Source organism: Bradyrhizobium sp. USDA 4474 (genome assembly GCF_054057515.1).
Window position 1 is genome coordinate 4052985 of record NZ_JBSRZJ010000002.1, and the last position, 17135, is coordinate 4070119.

16 protein-coding genes are annotated in these 17135 nt (G+C 62.4%); 3 read left to right on the forward strand and 13 right to left on the reverse strand.

Features of this window, described 5'->3' with window-relative positions; genetic code table 11:
• Positions 1-2: 2 nt before the first annotated feature.
• The 8 genes from ACVW16_RS21090 to ACVW16_RS21125 all read right to left on the reverse strand — a co-directional run bounded on the left by ACVW16_RS21090 (position 3) and on the right by ACVW16_RS21125 (position 8584).
• Complete coding sequence (locus ACVW16_RS21090; protein WP_456736385.1) at positions 3-1271, reverse strand: flavin monoamine oxidase family protein; 1269 nt, start codon at positions 1269-1271, stop codon at positions 3-5.
• Between the two features lie 4 nt (positions 1272-1275).
• Positions 1276-1977 carry a RibD family protein gene (locus ACVW16_RS21095; protein WP_456802415.1) on the reverse strand — a complete coding sequence of 234 codons (702 nt, stop codon included), beginning with the start codon at positions 1975-1977 and terminating at the stop codon, positions 1276-1278.
• Between the two features lie 254 nt (positions 1978-2231).
• Positions 2232-3419: an ABC transporter permease gene (locus ACVW16_RS21100; protein ID WP_456736383.1), complete on the reverse strand. Its 1188-nt coding sequence runs from the start codon at positions 3417-3419 to the stop codon at positions 2232-2234.
• 4 nt (positions 3420-3423) lie between these two features.
• Positions 3424-4584 (reverse strand): ABC transporter permease, encoded by a 1161-nt coding sequence (locus ACVW16_RS21105; RefSeq protein WP_456701056.1) that lies wholly within the window; start codon positions 4582-4584, stop codon positions 3424-3426.
• Positions 4581-5282 (reverse strand): ABC transporter ATP-binding protein, encoded by a 702-nt coding sequence (locus ACVW16_RS21110; RefSeq protein ID WP_456736382.1) that lies wholly within the window; start codon positions 5280-5282, stop codon positions 4581-4583. Before ACVW16_RS21110 ends, ACVW16_RS21105 begins: the two co-directional genes overlap by 4 nt.
• 19 nt (positions 5283-5301) lie before the next feature.
• Positions 5302-6252: an efflux RND transporter periplasmic adaptor subunit gene (locus ACVW16_RS21115; RefSeq protein ID WP_456736381.1), complete on the reverse strand. Its 951-nt coding sequence runs from the start codon at positions 6250-6252 to the stop codon at positions 5302-5304.
• A gap of 158 nt (positions 6253-6410) precedes the next feature.
• Entirely contained in the window at positions 6411-7580 is a 1170-nt protein-coding gene (locus ACVW16_RS21120) for a helix-turn-helix domain-containing protein (protein ID WP_456736380.1), read from the reverse strand.
• Between the two features lie 311 nt (positions 7581-7891).
• Positions 7892-8584, reverse strand: a complete 693-nt coding sequence (locus ACVW16_RS21125) for a phosphatase PAP2 family protein (RefSeq protein WP_456736379.1) — start codon at positions 8582-8584, stop codon at positions 7892-7894.
• Between the two features lie 681 nt (positions 8585-9265).
• Here ACVW16_RS21125 and ACVW16_RS21130 point away from each other — a divergent pair.
• The gene (locus ACVW16_RS21130; RefSeq protein ID WP_456701061.1) at positions 9266-9517 is read left to right on the forward strand and encodes a histidine kinase; all 252 of its coding nucleotides are present in this window, start codon (positions 9266-9268) and stop codon (positions 9515-9517) included.
• A gap of 230 nt (positions 9518-9747) precedes the next feature.
• Here the strand turns inward: ACVW16_RS21130 and ACVW16_RS21135 are convergent, their stop codons facing one another.
• The 5 genes from ACVW16_RS21135 to ACVW16_RS21155 all read right to left on the reverse strand — a co-directional run bounded on the left by ACVW16_RS21135 (position 9748) and on the right by ACVW16_RS21155 (position 14445).
• Entirely contained in the window at positions 9748-11046 is a 1299-nt protein-coding gene (locus tag ACVW16_RS21135) for a spermidine synthase (RefSeq protein WP_456802416.1), read from the reverse strand.
• Between the two features lie 960 nt (positions 11047-12006).
• Positions 12007-12312, reverse strand: coding sequence for a hypothetical protein (locus tag ACVW16_RS21140; RefSeq protein WP_456701063.1), 306 nt, complete (start codon positions 12310-12312; stop codon positions 12007-12009).
• A 436-nt stretch (positions 12313-12748) separates the two neighbouring features.
• On the reverse strand, positions 12749-13144 hold the full coding sequence (locus ACVW16_RS21145; protein ID WP_456736377.1) for a lysozyme inhibitor LprI family protein: 396 nt from the start codon (positions 13142-13144) through the stop codon (positions 12749-12751).
• A 316-nt stretch (positions 13145-13460) separates the two neighbouring features.
• Positions 13461-13964, reverse strand: coding sequence for a substrate-binding domain-containing protein (locus tag ACVW16_RS21150; RefSeq protein WP_456802619.1), 504 nt, complete (start codon positions 13962-13964; stop codon positions 13461-13463).
• Between the two features lie 28 nt (positions 13965-13992).
• The gene (locus tag ACVW16_RS21155; protein ID WP_456802417.1) at positions 13993-14445 is read right to left on the reverse strand and encodes a LacI family DNA-binding transcriptional regulator; all 453 of its coding nucleotides are present in this window, start codon (positions 14443-14445) and stop codon (positions 13993-13995) included.
• Positions 14446-14761: 316 nt separating this feature from the next.
• Here ACVW16_RS21155 and ACVW16_RS21160 point away from each other — a divergent pair, with 316 nt between their 5' ends.
• Both ACVW16_RS21160 and ACVW16_RS21165 read left to right on the forward strand, forming a co-directional pair.
• Entirely contained in the window at positions 14762-16054 is a 1293-nt protein-coding gene (locus ACVW16_RS21160; RefSeq protein WP_456736376.1) for an ABC transporter substrate-binding protein, read from the forward strand.
• A 35-nt stretch (positions 16055-16089) separates the two neighbouring features.
• Positions 16090-17130, forward strand: a complete 1041-nt coding sequence (locus tag ACVW16_RS21165; protein ID WP_456802418.1) for a carbohydrate ABC transporter permease — start codon at positions 16090-16092, stop codon at positions 17128-17130.
• Positions 17131-17135 lie beyond the last annotated feature (5 nt).

Below are 17135 nucleotides of genomic sequence, written 5' to 3' on the forward strand. Positions count from 1 at the left end.
TCTCATTCCCGCAAGATCCTTCCGGCCGTCTCCATCCCGCTCGCGAGCGCAGCCTCCACCGTTCCCATGTCGCGACCGCGATAGAGCGCCTCGCCGGAAAACAGCACAGGGCCATCCGCCTGCGCGAGACGCTCTTGCGCTGCGCGGCTCCGGGGCGTCGCCCAGGAATAGGCGCCGCCGGCAAAGGGATCGTGCGCCCAATTGGCAGCCGCGGCCGCAACGACGTCCCGCGCGATGGCCTCGCGCGACAGGCCGAAGATGGCTGAGAGGGAGTCGATCCCGGCATCGATCAGACCTTGCGGATCGAGGTGCGCCAGCTCCGCCGTTCGCGGACCGCCGAACCATCCCGTGAGCACGGGATGCGGATCAGGCTGCCGTGTCCACCACACCGGAATCGCCGCGTCGGACAGCAGGAAGAGCATGTCGGATAACTCCCGCCTCTGCTCGCGCCACCATGGCCGCGTGAACCGCAGCAGGATCTTGATGACACTTCCGAAGCCGATCTCGTCCGAGGCGGAAGCCTTTGCACGCGCGGCTGGTGGCAGCGCGATCTCGCGCAGCAGCGGCAGCGGCACGGTGAGGATCACGCGATTGCAACCGTGAGTCGCGCCGGCCGCACGGACAATGAGCTTGCCGCCGCTCTGCTCGATCGAGGTGACCGCGGCGCTGAAATGAATTGCAACGCCGGACCTGCGGCACTCCGCCGCTAAAAAGTCGACCAGGCCGCCGTAGCCGCCATCGATCCGCGCCTGTGTCGCGTGTCCGTCATTCATCCATTCGTCGCGCAGCGCCAGGGTCGAGGCGCGCTCAGGGTCGGCCGCGTCATAGCCTTCGACCATGCGCTCGACCGCGTGCTGCAAACGCGCATACTCCGGTCCGGCGAAATGCCGGCGCAGGAAATCGGCGACGGTGATATCCTCAGTCAGATCCTTCACCGCGGCGTGAAGTTGTTCGTCATAAGGATCGCGCCGGTTTTCCCGCGAGAATTCCGTGCCGTCAAAGCTCCATTGCGCGCCGCCGATTGTCCGCACCGTCAGTGCGGCCTCGCGCGCGAGCCCGCGCGTGAGCGGCGCCTCGCCATGGACGAATTCGGCACCAAGATCGGCGGGATAGCCGAACTCGGATGCCGGCAGCGGATAAATGCGCCCGCCGCAGCGCTCGCGCGCCTCCAGGATCGTGACCCGTTTGCCGCCGCGGGCGAGCTCGCGCGCCGCCATCAGGCCGGCTGCGCCCGCGCCGACGATGACGATATGCTCTGGCCTATCAGACATGCTGCTATCGGCGCGCCGGTTCGTTCTGGATCAGATAGCGCAGCAGCAACACGCCGCCGCCGAGTTGTCGCGTGCTCTCCAGCGTCAACGCAGTCAGTGGCGCGCGTTTGTCGCTGTCGGCTTCGTTCGAATCGAACACGAAGGGCGCGCCCCTGGCGCCGTCGATCGCGGGACTGAGGATCAGATTGAATTCGTCGATCAGGCCGGCGCGCAGGAACGCGCCATTGGCGACGCCGCCGCCTTCCACCAGCAGACGTTTCACGCCAAGCTCGCGATTGAGGATCTCGGCCGTCAAGGCGAGGTCGATCTCGGATTTTCCGGCAAAAATATACGACACGCCCTCGCCGCGGAGTCCCGCAAGATGCGAATCCGGCACGCTCTCGGTCAGCACCACCACAACGGGATCGCCGCCGATGTCGGAGCGGCCCCAGCCGATCTTGCCGTGCGCGTCGAGCACGACCCCATAAGATTTGGCATCACGCCGCACGAACCAGTTTTCGCGCGGCAGCTTCTCACTCGTGTCAGGATAGGGCTTTCCCCTGGCGAACTCCGAGCCAGTGACGCGGCCGATCACCCAGGCATCGCCGCCGAGTTCGTCATGGATCTTCTCGAACCAGTCGGTGCCGGCGCCCTTCGGACGACAGCGGCTGGGATGGGTACGGCCGTCGAGGCTCGCATGCATCAGACAGATGACGTAGGGCTTCATGTGAATTCTCCGTACCCGCATGACGCCGGGTTGCTGCCCTTCTCGTGATCGTTCGGGGGCACGATCTGTTAGGATGGCCGCGTCTCCATGATCGGCCCGGTCGCCGGCGGGGCAGCATTAGCACAAGGGCAGCGCGAAGCCAGCACGGTGGAACCGAAGGGCTGCCCCGCGCGATGTGGCGCCGGAGTACCCCGCTCCGCACCCCGCTCTGAACGATCGCACGTTCCTCGCACGGGGCCCCATCGCAAAATCGATCAGCCGTAGAGCCCGGCGACGATCGGCATGCGGGCGGCGCGGATGGCCGGAAAAACTCCGCCGAGCAGGCCGACCACGAGCGCGAGCAACAGGCCCTGGCCGATCAGACGCGGACTGAGCTGGAAGTTGAACACCACCTGGCTGAAGCTTGCGCCCATGGTCGAGGCGGTGAAGCCGTCAAAGACCAGATAGGTGATTGCCGCCCCGATCACGCCACCGATCACAGCCAGGATCAGCGACTCGACCAGCGTGCCGACGAAAGTCGAAAAGCCGCCGAACCCGATCGCGCGCAAGGTCGCGATCTCCGTCGCGCGCGACGCGACCGAGGAGTACATGGTGTTGAGCGCGCCCGCGAGCGAGCCGAACGCCATCGCGATCGCCAGCGGCCAGCCGAGCTTCTGGATCAGGTCCGACGTATTCGAGGCCTGCTGGGCGAAATAGGCCGCCTCCGACATCACGTCCAGCTTGAGGCGCGGATCGCTGTCGCTGTATGCGCGCAACGCCTCGATCGCCGCCGGGCTGGTCAGACGCGCGCGGACGGTCTGGACGGCGCCGGTGCGCTTGAACAGGCTCTGCAGCACCGGCAGGTCGGCCCAGATCTCCGACTCGAACACGCTGCCGTCTGCGGCGAAGATTCCGACCACCGTCCACCGCGTATTGTTGAAGGTCACCGTCTGGTCGAGTTCGAAGCCCTCGAATTCCTTGCCCAGCGCCCGACCGACGATGATCTCGTTGCTGCCCGGATTGAACATCCGGCCGGCGGTCATGACGATGCCGCGACGCAGCGCCGGCCCGTGCGAGCCGAGACCGCGCAGCGGCAGGCTCGCCTTGGTTCCGGTGCTGCGCTTGATGCCATTGACCGTGAGATAAAGCTCGCCGGAGGTCTGCGGCTTGCCGTCTGCCCCCCTGGCAATGCCAGGACCATCCTCGATCAGCCGGACCTGGTCGCGCAGAACCACGCTGTTGATCTCCGACAGCGACCCGCTGCGCAGCACGACGGCGATGTCCTCTGCGCCGGAGTCCTCGATCGTGCGCCGGAATCCGTTGGCCATGGCGAGGAACGCGAGCAATACCGTGACGACAAGGCCGACCGCGACGACAGTGGCCAGCGACAGCCAGAGGCGCTGCGGCAGGCTCTTGAGGTTGATGGTGGTGACGGCCAGTATCTGCAGGAAAATCGAGCGCATCGGATCAGCTCCGTCCCAGTGCGGTGACGATGTTGAGGCGCATCGCGTTGAGCGCCGGCACCAGGCCGGTGATGATGCCGAATACGACCATCAGCCCGACCGCCACTGCTGCAATATCGGGATATAGCGACAGCGTCGGGACGAAGCTCATCAGGCTGTCCTTCACTCTCGTGATCAGAAAAAAGGCGAGGCCGAGGCCCGGCAGGCCGCCGAGCAGCGCCAGCAGGATCGACTCGCCGAGCACCATGCGCAGGATGCGGCCACCGGAAAAGCCCAGCGTCTTCAGCACGCCTATCTCGCGTGTGCGCTCACGCACGGTCATCACCATGGTGTTGCCTACGATCATCAGGATCGTCACGAAGGCAGCCCCAACCACGAGCTCGACGATCAAAGCGACATTGCCGAGCTGGGCGGCGAACGCCTTGTTGAAGGCTTTTTCGCTGTCGGTCGTCGTTTCGTAGGGAGAATTGGCAAACATCCCGTCGATCGCGTTGGTCACGCGCTCGTTCGCGGCGACGGAGGTCGTCCGCAACGACATCCAGCTGATCAAATCCTTGCCGAACGAGCGCGTCTCGTTGAAATAGTCATAGCCCATCAGCATGACGTTGGTGTCGGCCTGCGGAATGCGGGCGGTGAAGCTGCCGACGATGATGAAGTCCCAGGCGTGCGAGCCGTTCTTTTGCGACCAGATGTTGCTCGAGATCGGAACATGATCGCCGATCTTCCAGCCCCACTTCTCCATCATGCGCGCCCCGACCAGAACGCCGGTACGCTCGCGGATGAAGGCGGCGCGCGCCTCGGGCGAGAACACGAAGTCGGTGTCGCGAAGCTTCATCCAGTTCTCCGGATCGACCGCAAAGGCGACGAGAAAATTCCTCGGCTCCTGATAATAGCCCCCGAACCAACTGAAGTGGGTGATCTGGGCGACGCCGTCGATGGCGGCGACGCGATTGAAATAGGAAATCGGCAGCGGCTGGGTGAAGTTGATCTTGTTGACGACCACCAGGCGGTCGGGCGTGGCGCGGTCCTGGCCGGCGTTGAAGGCGCGCTCGAAGCTCGCGAGCACGGCGAAGATCGCAAACGCGATCAGGATCGACACCATCATCAGGATCGCCCGCAATTTCCGGCGGAATAGATTCTTGCGGATCAGGATCAGGTCGTTCACGCCGCGAGCTCCTTCTCGATGAAGTGGCCCTTGTCGAGATGCAGCGATCGCCTGGCGTATTGCGCCGCCGCCGGATCGTGAGTCACCATCACAATGGTCTTGCCGAGATCGCGGTTGAGCACTTGCAGGATCGACAGGACCTCGTCGGCGGTGGCGCGATCGAGATCTCCGGTCGGCTCGTCGCACAGCAGCAACGCCGGATCGGAGACGATGGCGCGCGCGATGGCGACGCGCTGCTGCTGTCCGCCCGACATTTCCTTGGGATAGTGCTTGACCCGGTCGGCGAGCCCCACAACGCCGAGCGCGGTCTCGACCCGCTGGCGCCGCTCCCTGCGGCCGAGCCGCGTCAGCAGCAGCGGCAGTTCGACATTCTGCGCCGCGGTCAGCATCGGCATCAGATTGTAGAACTGGAAGATGAAGCCGATATGGGATGCCCGCCAGCGCGAAAGCTCGCTCTCCGACAGTCGGTCGAGGCGTTGACCTGCGACCTCGATCCGGCCCGTGTCGGACCGATCGATGCCGCCGAGCAGATTGAGCAAAGTGGTCTTGCCGGACCCCGACGGCCCCATCACCGCGACGAAATCCCCGCGTGGTATAGCCAGGTTGAGACCATCGAAGATGGTGATCGTCTCCTTCCCCTTGGTGAAGCGCTTGCACAGATCGGCGATGTCGATCATCGGGTCGGTCGGCGATGTCATGGGTCTTGCTCCCGCGTGCTTAAGGGGAATCGGACCGCGCCGCTGCGGGCGCGCCGTCGTCCAGGAATGTCACCTTGATCGCCATATCAGGCAGAATGCGCGCATCCTTCACGTTCATGCCGACACGGACCTTGACGGTCGCCTTCTCGCGATTGGCTGTTGGCACGATGGCAATGACGGCGCCCGGGATGCGCCAGTCCGGATAGGCATCGAGCACGGCCTCGACGCGGGTGCCGGCATGCAGGCGGCCAATCGAGGCTTCGTTGACGTCGACCTCGATCTCGATCGAGTCCATGTCGACGATGGTGCAGATTCCGGTGCGGGTGAACCCTCCGCCGGCCGACAGCGGCGAGATCATCTCGCCGGGTTGTGCGCTGCGCTCAACCACGACACCGCCGAACGGCGCGCGAATCCGGTGCTTGCCGAGCACCTCGCCAAAGCGCTGGGCCTCGAGCCTGGCCGCGGCCAACTGGGCCTCGGCCTGGCGGAGTTGGGCCCGCAGCACGCCGGCTCGCGCCTGCGCCTTGGTCAGATCGGCCTCCGTCGCATAATTTTTTCCCGACAACGTCTGGGTTCGATTGAGTATCCGCTCCGCGTCGGCCAGATCGGCGGCGATCGCGGCCATGGCCGCTTCGGAAGCCTCGGCGCGCGCCTGTGCCAACGAATAGTCCTTGTCCGCCAGGACATCGTCGAGCCTGGCGAGAACCTGGCCAGCCTCGACCACCATGCCCTCGTCGACCAGGAGTTCGACGACCTTGCCGGTGACCTCGGCCGCAACAGTGGCCTTGCGGCGCGCCACGACGTAGCCGGACGCGATCAGGCTGCCCGCGCCGGGCGCGGCCGGTTGGGCCGGATGCTCCGGTTGTGCGACCTGGGTGGATGGGGCTTCGGCAGTCGGCACCTGAGCGGACGGCGACGAGCCGCCGAGCCGGAACGCCGCGCCGCTTCCCAGCATGAGCAGGACGATCAATATCCCGATAACCGGAAGCAGCCATCGTCGCGGCCGTGACGAAGGCGCTGCCGGCGGCGACCGTTCGATCATGAGCGAGCGCAGCGATCGCGTCCTGTCATCCATCTCCATAGCTTGCCCGATCCGGCGAGGTCTTTCTCGCCCGATGCAGAATTCGGCTAGCCGATTTTCAATGGGATTGGCCGATTCTGAAGTTTTTCCTCATTTTCCAATGCAATGGCTGCCGAGCGGGCAAGTGCGTCGCGGCGGAATTCGGTCGGCGTCAGGCCGCTTTCGGCCTTGAATGCACGATTGAACGGGCCGATCGACTGGAAACCGGCGTCCATGGCGATGGTCAGCACGGCGACATCCCTTTGGCCCGGATCGGATAACGCCGCCTTGGCGTCCTCGATGCGATAACGATTGAGAAAGGCATTGAAGTTGCGATAGCCGAGGCCTTCGTTGATCGCCTGGCGAAGCCGGTATTCCGGCACGTCGAGCTTGGCTGCGAGCGCGCCGATGGTGAGGCCTTCCTGCCGGTAGATCCGTTCGACCGTCATCAAATTGTCGAGCCGGCGCAACAGCAGCGACGCCACGGCCTCGCGACCGCCCTCGGCTACCTTGGTCGGAGCCGCGCGATCCGCGTTTCCGGACGCAGTTGTCGACGCCATCGCGACCACAGCGGGAGTGGCCGGCGGCGGATAGAACAGGCCCCATCCGGCCAGCACCGCGATAGCCAGCAGAGCGGCGGCGGTGATCAGGCTGCCGGACATCCCGAAACCCTTGGCCGAGATCGACGTCAACTCCGGAACAGACAGCAAGACCACAATGAGCAGCGATAGAATCAGGACCGCGAGCCGCAACCGGCGCCGGCCGGCGACGAGGTCGGCCTTCCACGTCCTGACCGTCTGCACGGCCGCGGAAAGGGCCAGGACAATCGCCAGGCCCGACATCGATCGAACGCCGGCCTTGGCGAACATCGGCCATGTCGTCCATGTGGTGATCACCGAGAACCATGCGCCGGCGACCGCGAGCCACAGCACGCCATGCCAGCGCCGAACCACGAAATCGTCGTCGAAACTCGCGCGCGCCCACAACCATACGAGCACCGGATTGGCGCCCAGGATGGGCATGATCCACCAGACCGTTGCCTTCGGCACGAACGGTGCTGTCACGATCGCGTAGAGCGCACCCGAGGCGGCCATGGCGGCGCCGAGCCATTTGATCGTATCCAGCGGGCGGACACGCACCACGGTCACGGCCGTCATCATCAGGAAAAGGCCCGCAACTGCGCCGCGCAGGCCGAGGTCAAGTGCGATGGTTTGCATGCTGTCCGCGGTTTGAACCATCCCCACCACCGAAAACCAAGACGTTGCACGTGCCGGCGGATCGGCGCTGTCGAAGACCCGTTCGGCAGCCCAAATGCAGATGCCACAACCTGGAGGATAATCGGATACGCGCCTGGTGGCAAACCAAACGGGGGCGGTGCGCGTCATTCAGAACATCGCTGCGAAGCTCATACGTTATTGAAATGACTCACCTTCTGGCCAGTGATCCCGACAAAGGATCCGTCGCGCTCCTCGGGAAAGCGTTGATGGGCACCACGCTTACTTCGCCCATCGGCGTCACGAACAAGGAGTCCGGCCAAAGCGCGGATTCTTCATATGAACTTTTTGAGGGCGCTTGCGGCGATCCGCAGGTCGTTGAACATCGTCAAAAACTGGAACGAGAGAACAAAAAAGCCCGCATAAAACGGACCTCTACTCCTTTTTTCGGCGGCCCATACGAAGGGTCCGAGCTTGCCGGCAATGATTGGCGCGATGAAGGAGGCGACGACCACGCCGATGACTGCACCACCGATCACGTCGCTCGCATAATGATATCCTGCAAATATGCGTGGCATGCAAATGACGAGGAGTGACCAGGTGTATGCCGCAAGCCCCAGCCGCTTCGAGAGAAGCCACAGCGCAGTCGAGAGGGCGAAATACACGGCCGCATGGTCGCTCGGAAATGAGCTCCAATGCTCCAGGACGGTATCTTCGGGCGTGATCCCCAAGGGCGGTAGGAAAGCGGGATCACCGGCGTGGAGCGGACGGACCCTTTCGGGAAGAGCATCCTGAATTGCCCGGGAGAGCGCTCCCGCAATGAACATTGCGACGAAGCCCTCGAGGACCGCGCGGCGGTTTTCAGTCTCGTTGATGCTGAACCACAGGAGCCACAATAGGGCAAAGAGGGGAAGCGTCTTGAAAGTATCGAGCGAGAGAAGCTGGATGATGATTTTGTTGAGCAACACGGATTGCTGTGCCCAATAGGACATCAATCCCAACAGATAGTGATCAAAGCTGTCTATCAATGTGCTGTCCTGAATATCGAAAAGTCACAATAAATGGTTTCAACCCGAATTAGCCCATGATCACGACCACCGCACTAGGACTTAGAACCAATAGCGGACGAAGGCATACGGGGTTATTTCAGGACGATTTCGTCGCGCATCAAACCGTTGTTCCGTTCGTGGAACGCCCAGGTGTGTCGGTTTGAGCACGCCGCGGAATACTCTGTGCCAGGTGATTGCCTCCAATTCCAGACTCAGCTTTCTTCACCACGCCGGAATTGCGTCGATGGAGACTAGCGTGCACGGCGAAGCCGGGTGCATCGTTTGCTGCCAAGCCAGAGTGCTGATAGCGCTCTTTCCGGTGGCTGAAGGATGCGAGCTAAAGCTCTATGAATGTGCTGGCTGTAGTAGCAGCATGTGGTTGATCACCAAAGTATCCAGATCCTTCACACCACAGCGCGGAAAAAAAGAAGGGCAGCTCACGACCATCGACGCTGCGCTGAAATCCGCCTTGGGAGTACGCAGATGATCGGGCTAATCTTTCAGACCAGCATAGGGAGGGTGTCGACCCTCCGACACGGCAAGCATCTGTAGGCGTATACGGCGGGGAGGTTTGCAAGGTGTGGCAGCATTGCAAGAAAATCCTGCCGACTTTTTCGAGCCCGGCCGGTCGAACAAGCAAAAGGCAATGGAGGAGAAGACATGCTGCGTTCAGTCCTGGTATTCGCCACGGCAGCCGTGATGATAACGCCGACCGCGGTGCTGGCGGACAACAAATCCGATTGTCAGAAGGGTCTTGAGATGATCAAGGCAGAACTGAAGAAGAAACATCCGGCTCCAGTGATCGCAACCTTGCGCAAGGCGCTTAGCGGTGCCGAGACCGAGGTGACAGAGGAAGACTGGCCCGAATGCATGGACTACATCAAGACCGCGCGTGCCGCGCTGAAACAATGAGCGCTACGATCCACGGCAATGGCGCTGCGGCTGCGCGCATTGCAACCGAGCAAAAAGCCCCTCGTCATCGAGAATGATACCGGCGAGCCGCTGTACTCGAAGACAGCAGATTGATTGTACTGGCCCGGCTGGAGTTGCTCGCTGTGCGCCAGGCGGCCCAAACTGTGTCTGGATGCTTCATGGTGCCCCAAGTTGACGATGGGCCCCCGGTCGCTCGGTCATTCGCATCGTCAGAATGAGATCACCCGCCAAATATCGGCGCGCTGATCGGTCCAAAGGTACCGGGCTTCTGCCGCAGGAAGCGCTTTCCAACCATCCTTGTCGGAGAATGGGTCGAGAGTGCTATCCCGTCCGGCGACCACGACCGCTATCGCAGGCGACCGTTGGAGGATCGATGTTCCAGGCGGAGGGATGTCAAAAAGAATGCGCGCGGGGAGGCCGGCATTCGTTGCCAAGGCCCCGACCACCGGAGCCAGAGTTAGTCTCCGACTACTGACGTGGAACAGGATGTGCCCACCTGGGGCTAGTTTTCGCAGGTAAAGCGCTAAAGCCTCGCGCGTTAACAGGTGCATGGGGATGCTGTCTGAACTGAATGCATCGACAACCAGCACGTCATAAGCGCCGTCTGGTGCATTCCCGATGGTCATTCGAGCGTCGCCCAGGACGACACGCGAATGGGGGGCGCAGTCCTCCAGGAAATGGAAGCGATCCCTTGCGAGGTGCTCGACAACGGGATCGATCTCATAAAATGTCCAGTCCTGGCCTTCTTTAGCGTAACAAGCGAGAGAGCCTGCGCCCAGCCCAATAACCGCGACACGGCGCACTTTGCTTTGAGACAATGCATTGAAAAAGCGACCGAACGGACCTTCCCTCGTATAATACGTCATGAACAGAGTAGCCTCATCTGGTCGCAGGCTCTTGGCTCCGTGCAGGGTCGTGCCATTCATGAGTACGAGGGTCGGTGCCTGCGCATCCGAAGCCATCTCGACTCGGTAGACGCCGAAAAAGCTTCGCTCGGCGGCAATCAGCTTCCATGCCGTCTGTGACCTCAAGGGGAAAAGGAATACGAGAGCGACGGCTATAGCGAAGCGCCACCTTCGTTGGGAGAAATTTACCAGCGTCAACGCCAGCACCAGGTAAGGGACGCAGAAGATCGCCATCGTAAACGGCCCATGGTTTGCGGACTCGACGAGGGTGCTTCTGAGTACCAGCAGAACGGCTAAGAGCAGTAAGGGCAGAACGATATCCATCAGGGGCTTGCTTTGCCTGTCCGAGGGCATCGGCGGCCTCACCAGACAAGCTGCAATCAATGCTAGTGGATATTCCCATACGCCTTTGAAGATCAGCGGAGCGATCAATGCATTGAAAACGCCGCCCAAAACGCCCCCCAGGGAGAGGAAGAAGTAGAATTCGGTCAGTTGCGCGGAGGATGGCCGTCGCTTCGCCAGTTCGCCATGACAGGTCATGCTGATGACGAAAAAGCCAGCTGAGGTGGAAAGCCAGGGCGATTGGCAGAGGAACGAAAACAAAAATGCCGCCAGCGCCCATGGCCACGACCAAAATCAGTGCGACCGGAAACGCGCGCTTCATGATTGGATGAGGCAAAGGTGGCCGCCGCGCAAAGGCAAAAATGAACGTCAGTAGGTACAGCGTGAGCGGGAGCACCCACAGCAACGGCGCGGATACAATGTCCGAGGTGATATGTTGGGTGACTCCAAGCAACAGGGACGAGGGGATGAAGGCAAGCCCCGTCCAGATCAAACGATCGCGTGTACTGCTCGCTCTGCTTAATTCAATGACCTGCGTCGGCTCACCCGGGCGACGCCTCTCTGACAACATGATGGCGGCGCACGAAGCCACTCCCAGAGCCAATACTGCAAATCCAGCGGACCAAAACGTCGCCTGTCGATCAAGCGGCAGTTCCGGCTCGACTACCAATGGATATGCTAACAGCGCTAGAAGGCTTCCGGCGTTGCTCACTGCATAGAGAACGTAGGGATCGCGCGCCCCCTTGTGATCGCCATCCGCGAACCAGTGCTGCAAAAGGGGTGCTGTCGCCGAAATAGCGAAGATCGGGATCCCACACGACGAGCTGAGGCGCAACAACAGCCATAAGACCGCGGACTGGTCCGCTGACGGTCCGTCGGGTCCAAGCGTCAAGGGAAGTGCAATGGCCGATAACGGCAGAAGAATGCAGACGTGAACGCCAACTTGCGCTAAGCGCGATGATAGTCGGGTTAGAAGATGCGCGTACGCGTAGCCAAGAAGCAGCATAGTCTGGAAGAACACGAGGCAGGCGCTCCAGACCGATGCTGCTCCGCCGAGCTTCGGCAGCACCATCTTGGCTATCATCGGCTCGACGAGAAACATCAAGCCCGCGCTCAGAAACAGGGTGGCTGCAAATGTCGGTATCGCCAGCGAGGATCGAACGGGCAGCCGACCAACACCTGCTGAAACGTTCATTGTGGCCCAGAAATATTTCAAAGTATTCATTGCCCCTCGGCCTTGACCGGCGGCATCTGCGTGCCTTGGACGCTCTGGCTCAGCGACGCCAGCGCGGTCCTGAGGTCATCAGAAATCGGCGCGAGCCCCTTGATCTCTTCGAAGGCCTGGGAGACGCGCTCATTCGCTGATTTCTCGAATGGTTCGAAGCCGTCGGAGATGCGCGTTCCACCTCCGAGAACGAGGGCAGCGATCGGTCCGAGCACGAGGATCGTGGTCCAGACGCCGAGTCTGTGGTTGCTGCTGTGTTGCTGAAGTGTGGGCGATGGCTGCACAAGGTGGTTGTTGGCCATTGTCGTAGCTCTCGGCGAGTGCATGATCACCGATATTCGCGAACAACGACAGACCAGGCGACTGCTATTAAGTGGTAACCTGCTTGTGTTTGCGGGCTTTCGCGTCTGAAAGGTCTCCCTGGGTCGCCATGGATTTTGCGGGGTCCTGTCGTCACACCGGAGTAGTTATAAGTGCGCAGCCGCGCGGGGCGGGAGCGGCCCGGGCCTCCGGATGAAATTTTGATTGACTGGAAGCTCTCGCCCCGTGGACGGAATTACAGTGACAATGCACAAGACTCGTCGGCGGTCACGCGTCTCCACGATCCAGGCACCACATACACCGTTCTACAGTTGCGGTGATTCCAGGCCAACCTCCGCCCAGTACAGTTGGGCTATGTGACGCAGCATTCCTCTCATCGACGGCGAATGGGTCGCGGTGCCCGACGAAGCCGTCGCATCAAGGCGTCCCGTTGAGGCGGTTTTCAAGCTGCAGCGTTCGCTGGACCAGGTCATCCAGTTCATACGACTGCGACTCGAGGAATGCGACGGACCCATTGTCGGGATCACTCGCCAGCCGGTGGGTCTCGCTCAAATGATGCTTGAGCCAGGCCCTCTGCTCCTGCTGCAATTGCGCCCGCTTCCCGTCCGCGGCCCCATGCAGAAGCCTCTGATAGGCGGCATTCAGTCGCGCATCCCACTTGCCGATTTCGACTTTGCCGCAATCCAGCATCTTCGCGGACACGCCATCGGCATGCGCCGTGCAGGCGTCGAACTCCGCGCTCTGCTGCGCGCTTGCAGGACATGCGGCGATCGAGAGGACGGCTCCCAGAACGAGCGATGATTTCCAGACCATTGTGGCCGTCCCATGCATAGCTTTCACTGCGTAAAGCCTCATCCGCCTGTTGTGGCTTTTTCGCGATTGCCCTGATGAAGGCAGCGATGGCGGGGATCCACGCGCAGCCCGTCTTCGCCAGCAGGCTTCGCCGGGCAACCTCACTGCGTCGCTATCAGGGAGAAGAGATCGGCCGCGCCAAGCCCAGCTGCGAGGCTTGCTGGGCGCATTCAGAACCAAATTACGAACCGCTATATCATTGAAAGAACGATATGATCTCTTGTGTTGGTCAGGCGCCACGCATGCGCCCACCCGGAACGCCGCGAACGGCCACGTATCAGCCGAACTTGCAGGGAAGCAGGCGCTCGCCAAAAGCTTCGCCTCGCCAGATCAATTGCAGGCCCGCGACGATCTCCGCCCCGTAAACGGCGTAGGGAATTTCGATCGACTTCAGCCAGGGTGCAACCCACTGGTTGAGAGGCGTGCCGTCGATGCTGACAAGATCGCAATCGCCGGGAATCTTCAGGCCGTGCTCAAGGGCGCGCCGGTTCACGCCGTAGGCGATTTGGTCGCTCACACAGAGAATGGCGTCCGGCGTCTCGCTGCCGCGGAAAATTCGCGCGCCGGCATCGTAGCCTATTTGCAGATGCGATCGCCCTTCCCCGTCGGCCCGGATGATCGCCTCGTCGGACCATCCGCGCTCCCGCAGCCTGGCCACGAAGCCTGACACCCGGTCTCGCGATGCGGACGAGCCCAGCCGCGGAAAAACAACGGCCGGGGCTCGCCGCCCGAGATCGGCGAAATAGTCGGCGACGCGAGCACCCGCCGCGCAATCGTCGATTCCGACGAACGGACCGTTGCCGTTCGGATCACGGCGGGTTCACGAACACTATTGGGACGCCCGATGCCGAAAGCTCGCTCAAGCCGGGGCTGGGCACCGCGGCGACGAGGACGTAGCCGCTCACCATCTGGGCCCGCATCGCGTGGAGATACTCGTCCTGAAGCTCGGGCCGGTCGTGCGTATCGCACAAGACCATGACGTAGCCCGCCTCGCGCAGCGCCGCCTCGGTCGAACTTGCGATCGTCGCCATCGCCGGATTGTCGAGGTTGGCCGCGATCATCGCCACCAGCTGGCTTTGGCCGCGCTGGAGCGCGCGTCCCACCGGGTTCGGCCGGTAGCCAACCGCGTCGATCGCGTCGAGCACCCGCGCCACGGTGGCCGGCGAGGCGCGGCGCATCTCGCCATTGACGATCCGCGACACGGTCGAAACCGAGACGCCAGCCCGGACTGCGACTGTGGCAAGTGAGACGTCGTCTGACATAGGCCTCCGTGGGGTCCGGCCCGATCGCCTTTTCATTGTCATTTCCGACGTCCGTGGTCGAGCCCTTCCTGCACAGCTACCAAACGAAGAAATAGGGGTATTGACGCTTTGGCAAACGTTTGCCAAAGTCAGCTTAATCTTTGTTGGCGGTTTTACGCCAGCAGAAAAAGCGTGAATTCGTGGGACGCGGCATCCGACTTGGGTGGGTGCCGATGCGGAAGGAAACGTCGGCACAGAGGATCCGGCCGAGAACGGACCCGTGCAATTTCTCGCGGACCCGGATGCGGGGCCGCCGAGCGGAGAGGGAGATACGAGCATGCGCACCGCCACGACCGTGATCACGTCTTTTGCGCTGTGCTGTCTTGCCGCCGTTGTGTTCGGCGGACCGGCCGCCGCTGAGACCACCACGCTGCGAATGACCTGGTACTCGGATGGCAACGAGGGCGAGGTGATGGCTGACCTGCTCAAGCGATTCCACGACCAGAACAAGGACATCGAAATCGTCCTGGATCAGGTGCCCTACAAGGCGGTCAACGAAACCTTGCCGGTGCAGCTGGCCTCGGGCCAAGGCCCCGACATGGCGCGCGTCGTCGATATGGGCGGTCTGTCGCGGTTTGCACTCGATTTGCGCCCCCTCCTCAAGGACCCCGGTTACTGGGAAGCGAACTTCGGTCCCTTCCTCGAATGGATGCGCCCGGCTGGCGATACCAAGTCAATTCCGGGCTTCATGACCCAGCTCACCGTCACCGGCCCGTTCGTCAACAAGACGCTTTTCGATCAAGCCGGCGTCGCGATCCCGGGCGAGAAGTCGACCTGGGAGGACTGGGCCAAGGCGGTGAAGCAGGTTGCGGACAAGGTCCAGGCGCCGTTCCCGCTCGCGCTCGACCGCTCGGGCCACCGATTCTATGCGCTCGCGGTGTCGCAAGGCACGCAGGTCTTCGGCGCGAACGGCGAGCCGGAAGTCGTCGACGAGGGGTTCAAACGCGCGGCGCAGCTCGTCTACGACTGGCATAAGTCCGGCGTGATGTCGAAGGAGCTGTGGGGCTCGGTCTCGGGCACCGCTTATCGCGGCGCCAACGACGAATTCAAGAACGCGCAAGTCGTGATGTATCTGTCCGGATCGTGGCAGATCGGTCAGTTCGCCAAGACCATCGGCGACGCCTTCGATTGGGTGGCGGTCCCCAATCCCTGCGGGCCCGGCGGCTGTAGCAGCATGCCGGGCGGCGCCGGTCTCGTCGCTTTCAAGACGACCCAGCATCCCAAGGAAGTCGCGCGAGTGATGGAATATCTCGCGAGCGAACCGGTGCTTGCGGAGTTCTATTCGCGCTCGCTCTTCGTTCCCGGCCACCTTGGGCTCGCGAAGAAGGGCATCGACTATCCGACGGCCAGCCCGGATGCTGCCGCCGCGCTGAAGGTCTTCACCGCAAGCGCGGCCCAGATTTCCCCGCTTGCCTACCGCATCCAGGGCTACGGCAACAGCCGGATCATCCTGAACGCCGCCATCAGCCGCCTCGGGCAAGCTGTCTCCGGCGAGACGACGCTCGAGGACGCCTACAAGCGCATCACCGCCGACGTCGCGCAGCAGATCGCCGAGCGCAACAAGAAGTGAAGACAACTGGTTCATCGGACGGGAGGATCACTGCGATGTCGGAGATTCTGTCCGCCACTCGGCCGCAGCGCGGCTTAGCAAACGGAGCGCTCGCATGGCTTGGCGGCGTTGCCGCTCTGCCTGTCGGCGTCGCGTTGCAACTGCTCGATCCGCCAATGCGCGCGATGCAGCGCATGATCGGCGCGCGGCGCATGGCCTATGTGTTCCTGCTGCCCAACTGCGTCTTCTTTGGCCTGTTCGTGTTCCTGCCGATCGGCATCAACGTCGTTTTCTCGGTGACCGGGGGCACGGCCCTGTTTCCCTCGCAGCGCCCCTATGTCGGCGCTGAGCAGTTCGCCTATCTGTTCGACTGCGGATCCTATCTCGATCCGTCGAGTTGCCGCGAGGACCATTTCTGGCGCGGCGTCGCCAATACGGTGAAGTTCATCTTGTTTCAGGTGACGGCGATGGTGCTGTTTTCGCTCGTCACGGCGCTCGTCCTCAATATGAAGATCCGCGGACGTGGCTTTTTCCGGGCGGTGTATTTCTTCCCCGTCCTGCTGTCCCCCGTGGTCGTCGCGCTGATCTGGAAATGGATTCTGCAGCGCGACGGACTCCTCAACGCCGCCATCACCACATTTGGCGGGCAGAAGATCCTGTTCTTCGTCGATCCCGGCTGGGCGATGTTTTGGGCGGTGTTCGTGTCGGTGTGGGCGCATATGGGCTTCTACACTCTGATCCTGCTCGCCGGCCTGCAAGCGATCCCGGCCGACCTCTACGAGGCGGCCGAGATGGACGCGACGCCGCGCTGGCGCGTGCTGATGCGCATCACGCTGCCGCTGCTGTGGCCGAACATGATCGTCGTGATCGTGCTCGCGTTGATCAAGGGCGCGCAGACCTTCGACGAGGTCTTCGTGCTGACCGGCGGCGGTCCCGGCACCGCGACGCTGATGGTCGTCCAGTACATCTATGAGACCGCGTTCTCCAGCCAGGTGCAGAATTTCGGCCTCGCCGCGGCCGCCTCCGTCGTGCTCGGCGTAGTCCTTTTCGTCCTGACGCTCCTGCAATTCGCCGCCGCGCGGCGCAAAGAGGTCTGAAATGG